General features: G+C 56.1%; 11 protein-coding genes. 4 read left to right on the top strand and 7 right to left on the bottom strand.

Going from position 1 to position 12,629, the window contains the following annotated elements; all coding sequences use genetic code 11:
* Positions 1–78: 78 nt before the first annotated feature.
* Positions 79–1,467, bottom strand: coding sequence for a class II fumarate hydratase (fumC, locus tag GSF01_RS10560; RefSeq protein WP_159883658.1), 1,389 nt, complete (start codon positions 1,465–1,467; stop codon positions 79–81).
* Between the two features lie 144 nt (positions 1,468–1,611).
* Here fumC and GSF01_RS10555 point away from each other — a divergent pair, with 144 nt between their 5' ends.
* Together GSF01_RS10555 and GSF01_RS10550 are read left to right on the top strand one after the other, a co-directional pair.
* Positions 1,612–1,758: a DUF4023 domain-containing protein gene (locus tag GSF01_RS10555; protein ID WP_159883656.1), complete on the top strand. Its 147-nt coding sequence runs from the start codon at positions 1,612–1,614 to the stop codon at positions 1,756–1,758.
* Between the two features lie 243 nt (positions 1,759–2,001).
* Positions 2,002–4,146 carry a HelD family protein gene (locus GSF01_RS10550; protein ID WP_159883654.1) on the top strand — a complete coding sequence of 715 codons (2,145 nt, stop codon included), beginning with the start codon at positions 2,002–2,004 and terminating at the stop codon, positions 4,144–4,146.
* 211 nt (positions 4,147–4,357) lie between these two features.
* Here GSF01_RS10550 and GSF01_RS10545 read toward each other — a convergent pair whose 3' ends face one another.
* From GSF01_RS10545 to GSF01_RS10520, 6 genes are all read right to left on the bottom strand, one after another.
* The gene (locus GSF01_RS10545; RefSeq protein WP_159883652.1) at positions 4,358–5,326 is read right to left on the bottom strand and encodes a cation diffusion facilitator family transporter; all 969 of its coding nucleotides are present in this window, start codon (positions 5,324–5,326) and stop codon (positions 4,358–4,360) included.
* Positions 5,327–5,466: 140 nt separating this feature from the next.
* The gene (locus tag GSF01_RS10540) at positions 5,467–5,928 is read right to left on the bottom strand and encodes a DUF2269 domain-containing protein (protein ID WP_159883650.1); all 462 of its coding nucleotides are present in this window, start codon (positions 5,926–5,928) and stop codon (positions 5,467–5,469) included.
* 24 nt (positions 5,929–5,952) lie between these two features.
* Positions 5,953–6,474, bottom strand: a complete 522-nt coding sequence (locus GSF01_RS10535) for a PadR family transcriptional regulator (protein WP_159883648.1) — start codon at positions 6,472–6,474, stop codon at positions 5,953–5,955.
* A 263-nt stretch (positions 6,475–6,737) separates the two neighbouring features.
* Positions 6,738–7,745: a 2-hydroxyacid dehydrogenase gene (locus GSF01_RS10530; protein ID WP_159883646.1), complete on the bottom strand. Its 1,008-nt coding sequence runs from the start codon at positions 7,743–7,745 to the stop codon at positions 6,738–6,740.
* Between the two features lie 40 nt (positions 7,746–7,785).
* Complete coding sequence (larE, locus tag GSF01_RS10525) at positions 7,786–8,628, bottom strand: ATP-dependent sacrificial sulfur transferase LarE (RefSeq protein WP_159883644.1); 843 nt, start codon at positions 8,626–8,628, stop codon at positions 7,786–7,788.
* A gap of 235 nt (positions 8,629–8,863) precedes the next feature.
* Positions 8,864–9,343, bottom strand: coding sequence for a glutathione peroxidase (locus tag GSF01_RS10520; protein WP_159883642.1), 480 nt, complete (start codon positions 9,341–9,343; stop codon positions 8,864–8,866).
* 207 nt (positions 9,344–9,550) lie between these two features.
* Between GSF01_RS10520 and GSF01_RS10515 the strand changes: the two genes are divergently transcribed.
* Both GSF01_RS10515 and GSF01_RS10510 read left to right on the top strand, forming a co-directional pair.
* On the top strand, positions 9,551–10,852 hold the full coding sequence (locus GSF01_RS10515) for an AAA family ATPase (RefSeq protein WP_159883640.1): 1,302 nt from the start codon (positions 9,551–9,553) through the stop codon (positions 10,850–10,852).
* Between the two features lie 21 nt (positions 10,853–10,873).
* Positions 10,874–12,607: a vWA domain-containing protein gene (locus GSF01_RS10510; RefSeq protein WP_159883638.1), complete on the top strand. Its 1,734-nt coding sequence runs from the start codon at positions 10,874–10,876 to the stop codon at positions 12,605–12,607.
* Positions 12,608–12,629: the final 22 nt, after the last annotated feature.

Genomic DNA, 12,629 nt, shown 5'->3' with positions numbered 1-12,629 from the left:
CAACACCCTTCTTCTCTCGCTTATCGCGGAAATTAAGGGCGTTGCTTGTTTCTCTCTCGTGTATAGGAGGAAAATCCCCTATGCTTTCGGGTGGATCATATCCTCCGGCTTCACGACCTCGTCGAAGCGCTCTGCAGTCAAATAACCGCTGCGTACGGCGGCTTCCTTCAAGGTCAGCCCTTCTTTATGGGCTGTTTTAGCGATGGACGCCGCTTTTTCATACCCGATATGCGGGTTCAAAGCAGTAACCAGCATCAAGGACTGCTCCAGATGACGGGTGATGACCGTGCGGTTGGGCTCTATACCTACAGCGCAGTGCTCGTTGAATGAGTTCATCGCATCGGCCAGCAGCCGGACGGACTGCAGGAAATTATGAATAATGACCGGCTTGAAAACATTCAGTTCAAAATTGCCCTGGCTGGCAGCAAAGCCGATCGCGGCGTCATTGCCCATGACCTGGCAAGCCACCATCGTCAAAGCTTCGCTTTGCGTGGGGTTAACCTTGCCCGGCATGATCGAGCTTCCCGGTTCGTTCTCCGGTATCGTCAGCTCGCCGATGCCGCTCCGGGGACCGCTAGCTAGCCAGCGCACGTCATTGGCGATTTTCATCAGATCGGCTGCCAGCGCCTTCAACGCGCCGTGCGTGTACACGATCTGATCATGGCTTGTCAGTCCATGGAATTTATTGTCCGCCGATACGAAGGGAAGTCCGGTTTCCCGGGCAATTTCTGCAGCGGTCGTGTCGCCGAATTCCGGATGGGCATTCAATCCCGTGCCGACCGCCGTTCCCCCGATGGCCAGCTCGTACATCGTCTCCATACTTTGACGAACCATCCGATCCGTCTTGTCCAGCATCGCCCACCATCCGCTGATCTCTTGACCTAGCGTCAGCGGGGTCGCATCCTGCAGATGGGTTCTTCCTATTTTTACGATATCGGCGAACGCTTCGGATTTGCTCTTCAGAGTTCCTTTGAGCGCCTCCAGCGCGGGAAACAGGCGCCGGTGCAGCGCCAGCACGCCCGCAATATGCATCGCCGTGGGAAACGTATCGTTGGAGCTTTGGGAGCGGTTCACATCGTCATTCGGATGAATGCGCAGCTGCGATCCCTGCTTCTCCAAACTTTCATTCGCAAGCCGCGCGATCACTTCGTTCGCGTTCATATTGGACTGTGTGCCGCTGCCCGTCTGCCAAACCACGAGCGGAAAATGTTCGTCCCATCGGCCGTCGACGACCTCGGAGGCTGCCGCAGCAATCGCATCCGCCTTGGCCTGCTCATGCTTGCCCAGCTTCAGGTTGGCGGCGGCGGCCGCTTTCTTGAGCAGCCCGAAGGCATGAACGACTTCAAGGGGCATCCGCTCTGTCCCGATCCGAAAATTTTCGCGGCTGCGCTGCGTTTGGGCCCCCCACAGCTTGTCGGCGGGAACGCGTATTTCGCCCATGGTATCTTTCTCAATCCGGTAATCCATACTAGAACCTCCTCAATCTGCAAAATAATCACTTGGTTAGTTTGCCGAAACCCGGCTTGCTTCATCCGCAAGTTCGCCGTTCGAGTATAGGAAGGCGAGGCAACGGGGCAACCTACATGACTGACAAGGAAGGAGGGAACTTCAATGAAAGACAACCTGAAAGGAACGACGGAGCAGTTTGTCAACAAGCTGCACGATACCCAGGCCAAGGACGAAAAGAACCGGAAGCTGCATGGCGGAGGGCATCCGGAAAGCAAGCTTCCGACCGAGCAGCACCGCAACGGGAATTGATACAGACATGGCCGGCACTGCCGAACCGCCGATCCGCCGGGATCCAGGTTCGGCTTTTCGGCGTGAATACCTGTTCCTTCCTTATTATGATATAGCGGGAAGGACGCATGACGCAACCTCAGGAAGCGAAGCCCTTTTCCTTCTTCGCCGGCTGCAGTCTTCTGTTGCCCTGAATATCCTCCTATGGTATAATTTTCATTCTGCCTAAAGGCATAGCATCAAGCTACGAAGAGGAGGAATCACATGGAAACCGCTTTGCACCAAGCCTATGAAGAGGAATTGGAGCGGCTCAACCGGACGATCCGGGAGATGGACGACCATCTGAGCCAGCTTGAAGCCGTACCGAGGTATACCGGTCATGATGTGTCGGAGCAGGTCCTGGAATCGATACGCGAGAACAAGCGGCATAGTCTTGCCCATGCGATGCCGGAGCCCTATTTTGGCCGACTGGATTTTCAAGAAACCGGCAAGCCGGAGCCGACCCCGCTATACATCGGCAAGTTCGGAGTGGAGAAGGCCGATTCTCCGGAGCTGCTTGTCATCGATTGGCGGGCCCCGGTAGCCAGCTTGTTCTACTCCTTCACAGGCGGGCTGGACACGGCCGCCTACGACTCCCCTGATGGCACTGTAGAGGGACTCGTCTATCTGAAGCGCAATCTGGCGATCCGTAAGCAGATGCTTCAGCGTGTTGTCGATACGTTCGACCGTTCACAGGACGCGATGGCCGTTACGGACGAATTCCTGCTGTACCGGCTTGGCGAGAATAAGGACAACAAGCTTAGGGATATCGTATCGACGATCCAAGCCGAGCAGGACGCCATCATCCGTGCCGGCAAAAATGAAGCTCTTGTCATTCAAGGCGTCGCCGGTAGCGGTAAAACGACGGTTGCCCTGCATCGGCTGGCCTTCCTGCTTTATCACTATCGCGAGCAAGTAAGAGCGGAGCGCATGATTATCTTTGCCCCAAACCGGATGTTTCTTGACTATATCTCCGGAGTCCTTCCAGAGCTTGGCGTCGGCCATATTCAACAGACGACGTTCAGCGATTGGGCGCTCGAGCTGCTGGACCGCGAAGTTTCGCTCCCCGATGCTTCGGCGAGGTTGAACGAGTGGTTCGCTGTCGGCATGAATCGACCGTCTGCGAATGATCAGGCGCCCGGCCGTGTGAAAGGCTCTCTCCTTTATATGAAAGAGATCGAGCGCTGCCTGGATGCCTATGAGCGTCAAGCTGTGCCGGAAGAAGACTTTTCCCCTTGGGAAGGGAAAAGCCTGGCCGCCTCCACCATCAAGCAATGGTTTGATGTCGAGAACAAGCATGAGCCGCTCATGAAGCGGCGCGAACGCGTGCTCGCCCGGATCAAGCGATGGGCTGAGATGCAGCTCGAACAGCTTTGGGAGGTTCACCTCCGCAAAGCCTACAAGAAAAAGCTGTCATCGCGCCTTCGCGAATACAGCAAACGCTGGACGGCCTATACTCCCTTCACTTTTTACAAGGAATTATTCGCGCCTGCTGCGGAAGCCGCTCCCTTTGCGCGCTGGTCAGACTCGGGCGACTTCGAGCTGCCGGAGCCGCTGCGTGAAGCGACTCTCGCAATGGCCAAGAAGAAAAGAGTGCAGCCGGAAGACTTGGCCGCTCTATTATTTATTCGGGAACGCTTCTTCGGCATCCCTGGCGATCTAAGATTCGATCATACCGTCATTGACGAGGCTCAAGACTTCTCTCCTTTCCAGGTGGCGCTATTGAGCCGCCATACGAAGAACGGGTCTTTCACCATACTCGGCGACGTGTCCCAGGGCATCCATGCTTATCAGGGGGTGCAGCGCTGGGAGGAACTGCTGGATATTTTCCCCGCAGAGGATCGCGGATACTTCACCCTCAATCGGAGCTACCGATCGACGATGGAGATTATCCATTTCGCGAATCGCGTATTGGAACGATCCACCGAGCCGCCTCCGGCTTTGGCCGTCCCTGTGTTCCGAAGCGGCCGTGAAGTCACTCTGGCTCACGTGGCTGAGGAGCAGCTGATCGACCGGTTGTCCGAGGAAATCCGCTTGTTCCAGTCCGGAAGCGAGGCGGGAACGCTTGCCATCCTCACCCGCACCGAGGCCCGCAGCATACACCTGTATGAGCAGCTGCTTCAGGAAGGCTGCGAGCGCATTCACCGGATCGGAGCCGGACAACAGCACTATGAAGGCGGAGTTTCCGTGCTGCCGGTATACATGTCCAAAGGACTCGAGTTCGATTCGGTCATACTCATCGATGTGAGCCCGGAGCATTACGAGGCCACCGCCTGGGATGCCAAGCTGCTCTACGTCGGATGCACGCGCGCGCTTCACGAGTTAAAGCTGTTCTATGAAGATGCGGTTTCGCCTCTGGCTGCCGACTAGCACGGTCAATGGAACCATAGCAAGATGTCCTACGAACACTCGAATAATTCTAGCTTGTCCCTTCTGCCTACCGCACCGGAGCTTCAGATGATTTCAAGCCGGGACGTGATTTAGTTATTTCTTTAACCAAACAGGGAGTTCTCCGCGGCAAGCGGGGAACTCCCTCTTTTCGTTAGGGTCGGACGCACGGCACGCTGCGTGATCCCTTCGATCAGGTAGTGCCCACCGGCTTCCAATCCGCGATGCCGTTGTCCTCGATAATGCCAAGCGTTACATCGGAAATATCCGGATCGGCGAGCAGCTTATCGCGTACCCTGAACTTGATATCATCCGCATCGGCAAGAGAAAAACCCTGACGCAGCTCAATATACCCTTCGACATGATAAGAACGCCCTTCTTGAAGGATGCGAAGCTTATTAATATCCGTAACATCCGGGTCATTCAAGATAACCGCCGCAATTTTCGTCTCGACTTCGATCGGGGCTGCTACCCCAATGAGACCGACCATATTGTCGTACCCGACTTTGAAAGCTACGCCGACCATCAGGCAGCCGATTAGTATCGTCGCGATTCCGTCGAACTGCTTGAATGGCGTGAGCTGCGATACGATGACAGCAACTAAGGCAAGCAGCGCGCCCGATGTCGCTACGATATCCTCGTAAAAGACGAGCCGCGTCGGAGGTGCAGCACGACCGACATGCTGAAAGGAAGCCGCAACTACTCCTATCCCCTTCGCATCGACGCGGGTTTCCTTGACGATTTCCTTCATGGCCTTGACCAGGATGGCTCCATCGACCGTTATCGAGATCAACAGGACGATGACATTTAACCAGATGCTGTGGCTTTCGGCCGGATGTGTCAGCAGATGCCAGCCTTCCTTGACCGTCTCATACGCCATGATCGTGACGACGATAACAGCCACCATACAAAAAATATTAATAACGCGGCCATAACCTACAGGAAACCTGCGGTTCGGCTGTTTCTCCGCCCATACGCTGCCAGCAAAGACGAAAGCCTGATTGACTGCGTCGGCAACGGAGTGCATGGCCGAAGCGAACATGGCACCGCTGCCGCTGAAGGTAGCCGCGACCGCCTTAAGCGCCGCTATGCCCGTATTGCCGAGCGCCGCTGCGGCGGAAGACGTATTTCCTTTTTTCACTATTTCCCAAAATTTCCCCATAACGGCCTCCTCTACGAATATGACGTCCATCGAGTCGATGATATGCTGCTTGGTTCATCTTACCCGATTTCGTCGTCTTGCTATCGCAAGCCGTAGACATTCATATTCCAGGAGCCAACCCAAGCTGTAGAAAGCGTGACTCAAAAGGGCTTATTGAGCATTAGATATAACACGGCGAGCGGGATCAGCGTTACGACTGTGCCGAAGCCGTCCCATAGTCTGGAAGCTTTACGATAAGAGGCGTTCAAGCTGCCGGCTTCGACGGAGCTTCCGCTCTCGCGGATCATTTTCTTCTGGGCCGGCAGCAATACGAGCAGCCAGATCAGCCCGCTAAGCGCAAATAAGCCTTCGGATACGCTGACCCAGTTCCATTCGGTTAGCGCATAGCCTGCCCGTATAGCGAGGATATGGCCCGTCAATAAAATCAGAGCAATGCCCGGCAGCGTGAACCAATAATCAGCCGTCATGACATTTCTCGTTACCCGGTGAATATATGAAATATCCCCCGTCCGCTCCGCCTTTAACTTCCAGAACGCCGCTGTCAGGATATTCCCTATAAACATCATCGCTCCCAATACATGCAAGAAGACTAAAATCCCCATCCTGCCTCTCCCCCTCGATCTTTTCTAACTATCCAGCTGCTCAAGCAGCCTGCTCAATGCGTTCACTTGCCCTTGATGGTAATCGATGCCGTATTGCAGCGATAGCTTCGTCGATCTCGGCATATGCGCTTGATGCTCCTCCATCAGCAGGATGAGCTCTGCGAGCTTCGCACGATGCTGCTCCAATCCTTGTCGAATCCATCCCGCCATCTCGCTCTCCCCGGCCTTCTGACCGAAATACAATCGCATGGTCAGATCGGATCGGACTTGATCCTCAATAAGCGGACCTTTCATATAATCGGAGAGCGCTTCTTTACCGGCTTCGGTAACCGCATATTCGTGTTTGTTCGGACGGTCCGTTTGGACAATCGTAGTCTTGACGATTAACCCTTCCTTCTCCAGCTTGTTTAAGGTCGGATACACACTCCCGTAACTGGCATCAAAGAAAAACGAGATATCGCCTTCGAAGCTTTTTTTGATCTCATAGCCGGACATGGTGCGTGTGGATAGCAGTCCAAGAATGACATATTTCGCTTGCAGCTGCATGATGGAGCCTCCTCATGGAACAATTCTTTTCATATTCACAATATGCATATTAATAATATAAATATATGCTGAGCTGTTGTCAATCATTTCCTCCTACAACATGCAACTCAAAAAAGCACTCGCCAAAAAGATCGGTGCCGTAACTGGGAATTGCTATACAATTGCGAGCTTGGGAGCCATCGGATTCGATGCCTCGTGCGGGAACAGAAAGAGCCGTCCGGCTCATGCTTCATGTTTCCGGACGGCTTTATTCTTCTTTATTCTTATTCAGGCTTACCTTCTGCCAAATGCCTCAGCTCCGGCACAATATGTACCTGCTGGTCGCCTTGCAATGCTCCGATCAGATTGCGGGCGGCAAGCATGGCCATATCGAACCGCGTGGCGTGTGTGGCCGAGCCGATATGCGGCAAGGTTACGACATTAGGCAGCTTGAGAAGCGGATGATCCCCTCTAGGCGGCTCCGGATCATACACATCCAGTCCAGCCCCGCGGATGACGCCTGTTTGCAGGGCTTCGACCAATGCTTCCTCATCGACGGTCTGACCTCGGGAAGCATTGATGAAGAAGGCAGACGGCTTCATGAGGGCGAAATGCTCCTTGCGGATCATCCGGTTCGTCTCCGGTGTCAGAGGGGTCATCATCACGACGAAATCAGATACGGACAGCACTTCCTCCAGACTGGAGTAGACCGCACCGTACCGCTCCTCCGCTTCCGGCTTGCGCGAACGGTTATAGTAATGGAGCTTCATCCCGAAGCCCAATACGGCACGCTGGGCGATCGCTTCGCCAATACGTCCCATCCCGATGACGCCGAGCGTCCGGTGATGCACATCGGAGCCGAAGTTGGCATCCTCGGCCAGGCCCTTGCCGCGCTGCCACTCGCCGCGCTTCACGAAAGCATCCAGCTCCGGGATGCGGCGGGCGGCGGACAGCATCAGGGCCAGCACCAGATCGGCGACCGTATCATCCAGTACGGAGGGCGTATGCGTTCCAATAACGCCGCGTTCGCTCATCGCATCCAGATCGAAGTGATTGTACCCAACCGAAATGCTGCTGACAGCCCGCAGATTGGGGGCGCGATCCAGCAGCTCACGATCGATTAACCCGCCGCCGGGCATCAGCAGTCCCTCCGCGCTCTCCAGCTCGGATAACAAGCGCTCGCGGGAAGCGGTCCCCGTGCCGTCCCACATCCGGCAGCTTGCATGCTCTTCCAGGTAGCTTAGCACCTCGGGCGGCACTGGCTTGGATATATAGATATTGGGCTTTTTCATCTTTCGCTGTCATCTCCTTGAGGTGAATTGAGGCAAATGCTTAGACGCCCAATGCTTGCTCCGAAGAAGGAAGCACTTCATTCAGGCTGCCCGACCGGTAGCCGAGCAGATCAAGCGTAACATAGTCATAGCCGATCTCGCGAAGCTTGGCATGCACGGTCTCCGCCACAGGCAGCAGCTCGGCGAGATCGGAAGCGGATACCTCGATCCGGGCGAGGTTGCCATGCTGACGGACACGAACTTGACGAAATCCCAGCTGCATGATGAAATCCTCAGCCTGGTCGATCATGGACAGCTTGCGGGCGGTAATTTCCTCCCCATACGGAATGCGGGACGACAAGCAGGCAAAGGAGGGCTTATCCCATGTAGCCAGCCCGAAGCCGCGGGACATATGCCGAATCTCCGACTTGCGAATGCCCGCCTCAAGCAGAGGCGCCCGTACGCCGCGCTCATGGGCGGCCTGCAGACCCGGACGATGCTCGCCTAGATCGTCGGCGATGGCGCCGAACACCACAAAAGGATAACCCTTGGCTTCAGCGATTGGAATCAGATGATCGAATAAGGAATTTTTACAAAAATAACAACGGTTGGTTGGATTCTCGGCGTAGCCCGGAATGTTAAGCTCGCTTGTCGGGATAACCTCGTGAGGAGCGCCGAGCGATTGTGCGAGCGCGACCGCCTCCGCTTTCTCCCTCGCGGGGTACGTCTCTGAATCCGCCGTAATGGCCAGCACGTTGCCTGTTCCCAGCGTATCCAGTGCCGCCTTCAACAGAAAGGCGCTGTCCACCCCGCCTGAGAAGGCCACCACTACTTTCCCCATATCCCGCAATATATGTTGAAGTTTTTCGTATTTACTTTCCATGCTTCCTTCATTTCCTGCCATACGCTTAGCCTCCTTATTCCAACCCGGCAACGGCTTAAACCGTTATGCACACGTTTTCCATAGCATACTTTGCACGTGAGTGGGCCGATGTAGCCTATTATAGAACGTTTTGGGCAAAGAGGAAATCGTTTTTAGGGAAAAGACGCAAAAACATTTTGAAGACCTATTCCCGCCTGCCCTTTCCATAAGGCCCGGAGGGAATAGAAATGGAAGCTTGATGCGTGAGACGGATGCCTTAGCCGAGCAGCTCCTCGATATCGGACTTCAAATCAGACGGCTCCGTACGGGCGCTGAATTGCTTGACGACATCTCCTTCGCGATTCACGAGGAACTTCACGAAATTCCACTCGATATCCCCGGTGCGGTACGGCTCCGGAACGTTTTCTGTCAAGTAACGGTATAACGGATGAGCCTGCTCGCCTTTCACGTCGATTTTGGCAAAGAGGGGAAAGGTCACGTTGTAGTTCAGCTCGCAAAACTGCTTAATATCCGCCTCGGTACCCGGCTCCTGGCCGGCAAACTGATTGCAGGGAAAGCCAAGCACGACCAATCCCCGGTCCGCATAGGCTTCGTGAAGCTCCTGCAGCCCCTTATAGTGAGGAGTCAAGCCGCAGGCGCTCGCCGTATTCACAATCAGCAGCACCTTGCCTGCGTAATCCGCCAACGGCTGCTCGTTGCCCTCGATCGTCTTGGCGCTAAAATCGTACACATTCATCGGATAGAGCCCTCCATTTCGCATCTCGGATTTGTTCGGCGGAGGCAAGAGAACCCCTGGCAGTCCCCTCCCCCCGTACTGATGCCATTGTAGCATGGCAGCGCGGCTGGAACAAAAAACCACGCCCTTCGTCAGGGCAAGTTAGTGAAATTGCACAGGGTCTGGTACAATAATTTCAATTCGACGATCATAACGGAGGAATCTCTGATGAACGATATCGCTATCATCCAACAGAAGCTTGAACTAGCCATCGAGCAGCTCGAAGCTCGCTTCCTGGAACGGGAGGAACTGATCCGTCTTCTGCTGCTCGGCCTGATGGCCGGCGAGAATGCCCTTCTGGTCGGCCCGCCAGGTACAGCCAAATCCCAGCTTGCCCGGGGAATCGCCCAGCTGTTCGACGGAGGGAGCTGGTTCGATTACCTGCTGACGCGGTTTACGACGCCGGATGAGATGTTCGGCCCTGTTTCCCTTCGCCAGCTCAAGCTCGATCAATACGTCCGCCAAACGGATGGCTACCTTCCTGCGGTTGAATTCGCCTTCCTGGACGAAATATTCAAGGCAAACAGTGCTATTCTGAATGCGTTGCTTTCCATTCTTAACGAGCGGATTTTCTTCAACGGACAAGAAAAGCAGCAGGCTCCGCTGCGCTTTCTGATCGCCGCGTCCAATGAGCTGCCGGATGACAATGAACAGCTCGAAGCTCTGTATGACCGGTTCCTGATCCGCTACGAGGTCGAATACTTGAAGCAGATGTCCAGCTACGAGCGCATGTTCCAGCTCCCCGACGAACCGATAGCGCCGGCGCTTACTTTGTCCCACATCGATACGGTGCGCGCCGCCGCCTCCTCGGTAACGCTGCCGGAGACGCTGATCTACATGCTTTATCAGTTGAAAACGGCTATGGAAGAAAAGGAGTTTACGTTGTCGGATCGCCGCTGGAAAAAAATCGGACACGTGTGGCAAACCTCGGCGGCCTTGAACGGCCGGACGGAGGCAAATGTCTGGGACACGATTTTTACCCCGCATATGCTCTGGGATCATCCCGAAGACTACAGAACGTTGAACGATCTGTTTCAACAGAGCTTCCAGAACACGCTGAAGGCGGAGACGGAGCGCGAGCTTCCGCTCAGACGCTATGATCGAATTGCCAAGCACTGGCTCAGCCAGGAGGATTCCCTGCATGCTTTCCAGTTCAAGAAAGAGATCGGGGCGCGCCTCAGCCAGGAGGATCAGCTGAGAGCGAGAACGAATCTGGAGGAATGCAAGCGGGAGCTGGAGGAAACGGCCCGCGATCTGCAGGGCAAACTGGTGCAATGGCTGCAGCGGGAGAAGGACTTGCCTGGCTATATCCGCAACCGCAACTTCCTGGTCGTTCAAACGGCGCATTATGCAGTCAAGTACACTCACCTCCGCATACAGGGAGAGCGCACGCTGCAAACGATGCAGGGCCTGTACCGCACTCTCTTCGACCGGGAGCTGCCCGGCGTCGAATACGACTATACGCTTTAACCTAGGGGACGAGGTGAGCCTATGATCATCCGAGCAGCGAAGGTCGACCGTTATGTGTTCGACGGTTTTGTCACCCATTCGCGGACAGCCCAGGAATGGATGCGGGATGTGCAGGTTCGCACATCCTGGTTTACGGTCGAGCTGTTCGCCGACTTCTACCACTGCTTTTATTTGGCCAACCCTGAGGAGGAGCCTTATGCCCAGGCCGAGCCCTTCCACCGCTGGATGGTGAAGGAGCTGCGCAGGCAGCATTTCTACCGCAAGATGCATCCGCTGACGATCGGGCAGCCTAACTCTTCCTTTCGCACAGCGCTCAAGGCATTGATGTGGCTGACCTCTACCTTCGAGGAGGAGGTCAAGCGGCGCAAGCAGGAGGAATCCGAGCTGCGCATGATCGGACTAAGCGAGCGCGACAAGCAGCAGGGCAGCCGGGAGCAGGAATCCTCTACCGTGCAGGAGCATTTATCGGACAAGCAGATCGAACGGTTGAAGCTGGTCGGATATACGCTTCAGCAAGGCAAGCAGAAGATCGAGGACAAGCAGGCCGCCCTGGATGCAAGACCCTTGGCCGCCAGCGAAGTACAGGCGCTAAGAGAGCGCGTCCGGTCGCTGCAAGAGGAGATGCGCACGGATTTTCAACGGAGAGACAAGCTTCGGCAGAAGCTGGTGAAGGCCGAGCAGGAGCTTAAGGATGCCGAAAAGCAGGCCGAGCGGCTGCGCCGCAGAGAGGCGGAGACGTTCCGGCTGCTGGATGAGCGGCTCGGCGAATGGATCGGCCGAGCGCTTCACGAGTCGCTTGGTCGCGAGGCGCAGGAGGAGACGGATCTATCCGAGCTGCTGAAGGCCAGCCAGCGCATAGCTAACAAGCGCTGGGGCAGCGACCTCGGGCGCTTGCACCGGCAGCACTATGCGAACTACCTGGAGTGGGTCGAGAAGCTGAAGCGCTACCCCGATCTGTTGCACTTCCTGCAGGAGGTCGGACGCCAGTTGCAGCACTTCAAGGCTTCTCGCCGTAAAGTCCGGTCCCCTCGGATCCCGGAGAGCTATGATGACCTGCGCCAGTCCGGCGACATTGCTCATATGCTCCCCAGTGAAGCCAGCCTGCTGTCCGATCCGGATTACGAGGATTATTTCTTGATCAAGTGGCTGGAAGGCAAGCTGCTCAGCTACCAGATCTCAGGCTGGACGAAAGAACCGGAGAAGGGCCCCGTTATCTGCATGCTGGATACCTCCCACTCCATGCGAGGGGCGAAGCTGCGGCTGGCTCAAGTGTTCGTCGCCACCTTCGCCGCCTTCAGCATGCTGGAGAAGCGCGACTTTATGCTGCTGCTGTTCGGCGCACGGGGCGAGCTGGCGGAGCGTCCGCTCTATTGGCGCAAGCCCGACTGGCCGGCTTTCTACTCGCTGTCCCAGCTGGCCTTCGGCGGCGGCACGCACTTCGACGCGCCGCTGCGCCGCGGTATCGAACTGGTGGAGGCCGAGCGACGGTACCAGGACGCGGATTTCGTCATGGTGACCGACGGCGTAGGCGCCGTTTCTTCAGCCGTGCGCGACGAGCTGTCGGCGCTGGGGCAGTCCAGGCGCGTCCGACTGCACACGCTTATCGTCGGAACCGCGCGGCAGCACCTGGCACAGCGCTACGACCTGCCCGGCGTGTCCCATCAGGTGCGTTTCGCCGCGACCTGGGAGGCGCAGGAGCAGCATGATCTGCTGCTGGATGTGTTCGACGATCGGCGGCGGGGAACCCGGCGCTAGTTAGAAAAAAGGCCCTGCTTTG

The organism is Paenibacillus puerhi (assembly GCF_009846885.1).
GTDB lineage: Bacteria > Bacillota > Bacilli > Paenibacillales > NBRC-103111 > Paenibacillus_G > Paenibacillus_G puerhi.
The sequence above is the reverse complement of the archived record's forward strand: the minus strand, read 5'-3'. Positions and strand labels throughout refer to the sequence as shown.

Bases quoted from the DNA above. Each gene is read 5' to 3' on its own strand.
- fumC (WP_159883658.1), bottom strand. From the start codon at position 1,467: ATGGATTACCGGATTGAGAAAGATACCATGGGCGAAATACGCGTTCCC.
- GSF01_RS10555 (WP_159883656.1), top strand. From the start codon at position 1,612: ATGAAAGACAACCTGAAAGGAACGACGGAGCAGTTTGTCAACAAGCTG.
- GSF01_RS10550 (WP_159883654.1), top strand. From the start codon at position 2,002: ATGGAAACCGCTTTGCACCAAGCCTATGAAGAGGAATTGGAGCGGCTC.
- GSF01_RS10545 (WP_159883652.1), bottom strand. From the start codon at position 5,326: ATGGGGAAATTTTGGGAAATAGTGAAAAAAGGAAATACGTCTTCCGCC.
- GSF01_RS10540 (WP_159883650.1), bottom strand. From the start codon at position 5,928: ATGGGGATTTTAGTCTTCTTGCATGTATTGGGAGCGATGATGTTTATA.
- GSF01_RS10535 (WP_159883648.1), bottom strand. From the start codon at position 6,474: ATGCAGCTGCAAGCGAAATATGTCATTCTTGGACTGCTATCCACACGC.
- GSF01_RS10530 (WP_159883646.1), bottom strand. From the start codon at position 7,745: ATGAAAAAGCCCAATATCTATATATCCAAGCCAGTGCCGCCCGAGGTG.
- larE (WP_159883644.1), bottom strand. From the start codon at position 8,628: ATGGCAGGAAATGAAGGAAGCATGGAAAGTAAATACGAAAAACTTCAA.
- GSF01_RS10520 (WP_159883642.1), bottom strand. From the start codon at position 9,343: ATGAATGTGTACGATTTTAGCGCCAAGACGATCGAGGGCAACGAGCAG.
- GSF01_RS10515 (WP_159883640.1), top strand. From the start codon at position 9,551: ATGAACGATATCGCTATCATCCAACAGAAGCTTGAACTAGCCATCGAG.
- GSF01_RS10510 (WP_159883638.1), top strand. From the start codon at position 10,874: ATGATCATCCGAGCAGCGAAGGTCGACCGTTATGTGTTCGACGGTTTT.